The sequence below is a fragment of the Flavobacterium sp. genome (genome assembly GCF_025352425.1).
Lineage (GTDB): Bacteria > Bacteroidota > Bacteroidia > Flavobacteriales > Flavobacteriaceae > Flavobacterium.
On record NZ_JANXTI010000014.1, the window covers coordinates 1 to 3,966 of the forward strand.

Consider the following 3,966-nt stretch of genomic DNA (forward strand, 5'->3'; position numbering starts at 1 on the left):
ACTTTCAAACAAAGAAATAACACCTACTAAATTGTCATCATCATAGAGACCAAAATGTTTGGTTGAAGTCAAATCATCTCCGTCAAACAGACAACTTTCAATCGGTTTTCCCGCTCTTAAAACCGGATGACGTACTGTAAATGTCTCCGCTGAGTTGATTTCTTTAATGATAAACATATTAATTTTAATTTTTTTGATATGAATAAATAGATAACAATTTGTCTATAATACAATTATACCTAAAATATGATTTCCCAAAACTCCAATCGAAAAAAGATGTGTTTTTTATAAAAAAACTTGCAATCAAGTAAACTTATTCTTTATATTTGCACCGTTGTTAATGCGAAAGTAGCTCAGTTGGTAGAGCTCCAGCCTTCCAAGCTGGTTGTCGCGAGTTCGAGCCTCGTCTTTCGCTCTTCTTTAAAACCTCATACGAAAGTTTGAGGTTTTTTTATTTTAAATGCTCTTGGTTTTGATGTCTGAAGTGTTATATTCTAATAGTGAAAAGATTTCTTTGATAGAAAAATGGGCGCCACATATAAATTCATCAGAAGCGCCATAATAAATTGTTATTAAATCACCGTCATTATCTGCAAGGTGTCCGTTAGTAAACACGACGTTGCCAAAAAAACCAATCAATTCATAAGTTGCAGACGGAATCATAATAGGTACTTTTGTCCGGGCAATTATTTGTGAAGGGTCATACAAATCCATCAAAAAAGCACCCAGACAATATTGATGCTCCTCATTTGCTCCATGATAAATTTCTAACCAGCCGTTTTTTGTTTTTATTGGCGAAGCTCCTGCACCAACCCTTGCGCTATCCCAAAATCCTTTCCTTGTTTTAATAATGCACTGATGATTGCCCCAATGAATGCCATCAGGTGATGAAGCCAGCCAAATATAATTACCGCCAATATCTACACTACTCGGACGGTGCAAGGCATAGAATAAACCATTTATTTTTTCTTCAAAAATGGCACAATCCTTATTATGTGGTGGTAATATCATTCCGTAAGACTGAAATTTTTTCCAATCGGTGGTAGTGCGTAAACCAACGCCGACACCATTATCAGAAACAGCCGTGTAAGTGAGATAGTATTTGTTTTCGATGAGCGCAACCCTGCAATCTTCTATGCCAAAAGTTTCAAGCAAACCTTCGCCGGTCAAAGGAGGGAAATCTTCCGATTCATAAAATCGAATGCCATCGTCGCTGTATAGCAATCTAAGGTGAGATAATGTAGTAAGGTAATTGATACCTTTATAATTAATAACTCTTGCATCAATTACTTTTAATTCAGGATCGTCTTTTGCTATTTCAATGATTTTTATCATTCGGGTGTCGGTAGGGACGGGAAAAGAAATGAAGTTTTCTTTTTGCTCGGGTCTCTCTGCGACCCTTACTAATAGCCATATTTTTTCTTGAAATCGAAATACGCCCGGATTGAGAAGACAGGTAACTTGTAATCCTTCCACACTGGCGCAGATATCTGATGGTGATAATAAGGGGTTTTCCAGAAAGCGTTTTGTTATGTCTTTCATTTTTTCCTCATTTGTAAATTTGTACAACAAACTTATTTACACTGCAACAATGCCTTTAATATGAGCATGAGGCTCGTATCCTTGCAAAGTAAAATCTTCAAAAGTAAAATCAAAAATGTTCTTTACATTGGGATTTAAAATCATTTTTGGCAATGGTCTTGGCTCTCTTGACAACTGCAATTCCAATTGTTCAAAATGATTGTTGTAAATATGTGCATCGCCAAAAGTATGAATGAATTCACCCACGCGTAAGTTGCAGACTTGGGCAATCATCATAGTCAATAGTGCATAAGATGCGATATTAAAAGGAACACCAAGGAAGATATCGGCGCTTCTTTGATACAACTGACAAGATAATTTACCATCAGCTACATAAAACTGAAAAAAAGCATGACATGGTGGTAAAGCTACTTTTCCATCGGCAACATTCTCGGCAAAAGATTTAGAAGTATCAGGCAAAACCGATGGATTCCAGGCAGAAATCAACATTCTCCTGCTATTCGGGTTCTGTTTTAAAGTATCTATTAATTCGGTAATCTGGTCAATTTCTTCGCTGTTCCAGTTGCGCCATTGGTGTCCGTAAACAGGACCTAATTCACCGTTTTCATCTGCCCATTCATCCCAGATTTTGACGCCGTTTTCGTTCAAATAAGCAATATTACTGTCACCTTTCAAAAACCAAAGCAATTCGTAGATAATAGATTTTAAATGCAGCTTTTTAGTCGTAACCATTGGGAAATTCTCACTCAAATCGAAACGCATCTGATAACCAAAAACGCTTTTTGTCCCCGTTCCTGTTCTGTCGCCTTTTTGAGTTCCGTTATCAAAAACGTGCTGAACTAAATCTAAATATTGCTTCACTTTTAATTTGTTTCGGTGTTTTTTAGTAATTTTTTGACGCGTTATCTCAAAGAAACCAAAACTAAGAGTCTCTTTTTGAGATTTCGTCTCTAACCTTTGCGGCCTTTTCATAATCTTCATTCAAAACCGCTGCTTCTAAAAGTTCAAGCAATTCAGGTATACTATTTTTACTGTAAGTTTGTCCCGACTGATTGGTCTCTTCCATTCCAAATGTTTCCGGATTAGAAAGCACATCACTTGCGTCATCAGCATCTTTTTCTGTTTCAAACGAATTTGATTTTAAAAAAATGCCGGCTTTGTCCAGAATGTTTTTATATGTAAATATTGGTGCGCAAAAACGAAGTGCCAATGCAATTGCATCTGAAGTCCGCGCATCAATAATTTCTTCGATTTTGTCTCTTTCACAAATAAGACTTGAATAAAAAACACCGTCAACTAATTTATGAATGATGACTTGTTTTACTATTATTTCAAAGCGGTCGGCAAAGTTTTTGAACAAATCGTGGGTCATTGGTCTTGGAGGTTTGATTTCTTTTTCTAATGCGATTGCAATAGATTGCGCCTCAAAAGCACCGATTACGATTGGCAGTTTGCGGTCGCCATCCACTTCGTTTAATATCAAAGCGTAAGCGCCGTTTTGCGTCTGACTGTATGAAATCCCTTTTATAGTTAATTTGACTAAACTCATAGTTGCAAAAGTACAATGTATTAGATAAAGTTACAAAGAATTTATTGGTTATAAAATAAAAGGCTGTCTAAACAAATTAAATTTAGACAGCCTTGAAACTAGTACAATCTATAAATTCTTATGAATTTTGTTCCTTGAATTCCTTTAACTTCTTTATTAGTGCAGGAACGATTACAAAAGCATCTCCTACAACACCATAATCTGCTACCTTAAAAAAAGGTGCTTCCGGGTCTGCATTGATAACTACTTTTACTTTTGAAGAGTTGATTCCGGCGATGTGCTGAATTGCTCCGGAAATCCCGATGGCAATATATAAATTAGCCGCAACAGGTTTTCCTGTTTGTCCTACGTGTTCGCCATGAGGCCTCCAGTTTAAATCAGAAACAGGTTTTGAACAGGCAGTCGCAGCTCCTAGAACAGACGCCAACTCTTCAATCATCCCCCAGTTTTCAGGACCTTTTAATCCACGACCTGCAGAAACAACGATGTCTGCATCGGCAATTGTTACTTTTCCTGATGATTTCTCTACTAATTCTACTTTTACACCAAAATCATTTTCTCCAATAGTTGGATTAAAATCCTCTTCTGCTAAAGTAGACGCGTTTTCAAAAATCCCGTAAGAGTTTTTGGCTAAACTTAATACTCTTAAGTCTGTACTGATTTCAGTAATATTAAAAGCTTTGTTTGAAAAAGCGTGTCTTTTTACCTGAAATGGCGTAGTGCTTATCGGCAATCCAACAACGTTTGAAGCAAAACCTGCTTCAAGAACAACGGCTACTAATGGCGCCATATACAAACTGTCAGTAGTCGAAGAAAGCAAAACAAGTTTTACATTTTCTTTTTGAGCCGCCTGTTTGATAACATCTGCGTATGCT

At 36.7% G+C, this 3,966-nt stretch carries 4 protein-coding genes and 1 tRNA gene; 1 reads left to right on the forward strand and 4 read right to left on the reverse strand.

Annotated features, from left to right (window positions below):
* Window positions 1-342 precede the first annotated feature (342 nt).
* Window positions 343-415, forward strand: a tRNA-Gly gene (locus Q0Q99_RS02010).
* Between the two features lie 41 nt (window positions 416-456).
* On the opposite strand, the gene Q0Q99_RS02015 is transcribed toward Q0Q99_RS02010, so the two are convergent.
* The 4 genes from Q0Q99_RS02015 to Q0Q99_RS02030 all read right to left on the reverse strand — a co-directional run.
* Complete coding sequence (locus Q0Q99_RS02015; RefSeq protein ID WP_293890674.1) at window positions 457-1,542, reverse strand: glycoside hydrolase family 130 protein; 1,086 nt, start codon at window positions 1,540-1,542, stop codon at window positions 457-459.
* A gap of 36 nt (window positions 1,543-1,578) precedes the next feature.
* Window positions 1,579-2,403, reverse strand: coding sequence for a thymidylate synthase (locus tag Q0Q99_RS02020; protein ID WP_293890676.1), 825 nt, complete (start codon window positions 2,401-2,403; stop codon window positions 1,579-1,581).
* A 61-nt stretch (window positions 2,404-2,464) separates the two neighbouring features.
* Window positions 2,465-3,091 (reverse strand): bifunctional nuclease domain-containing protein, encoded by a 627-nt coding sequence (locus tag Q0Q99_RS02025; protein WP_293890679.1) that lies wholly within the window; start codon window positions 3,089-3,091, stop codon window positions 2,465-2,467.
* Between the two features lie 118 nt (window positions 3,092-3,209).
* Window positions 3,210-3,966, reverse strand: a 757-nt coding sequence (locus Q0Q99_RS02030) for an electron transfer flavoprotein subunit alpha/FixB family protein (RefSeq protein ID WP_293890682.1), incomplete at its 5' end; no start/stop codon positions are given.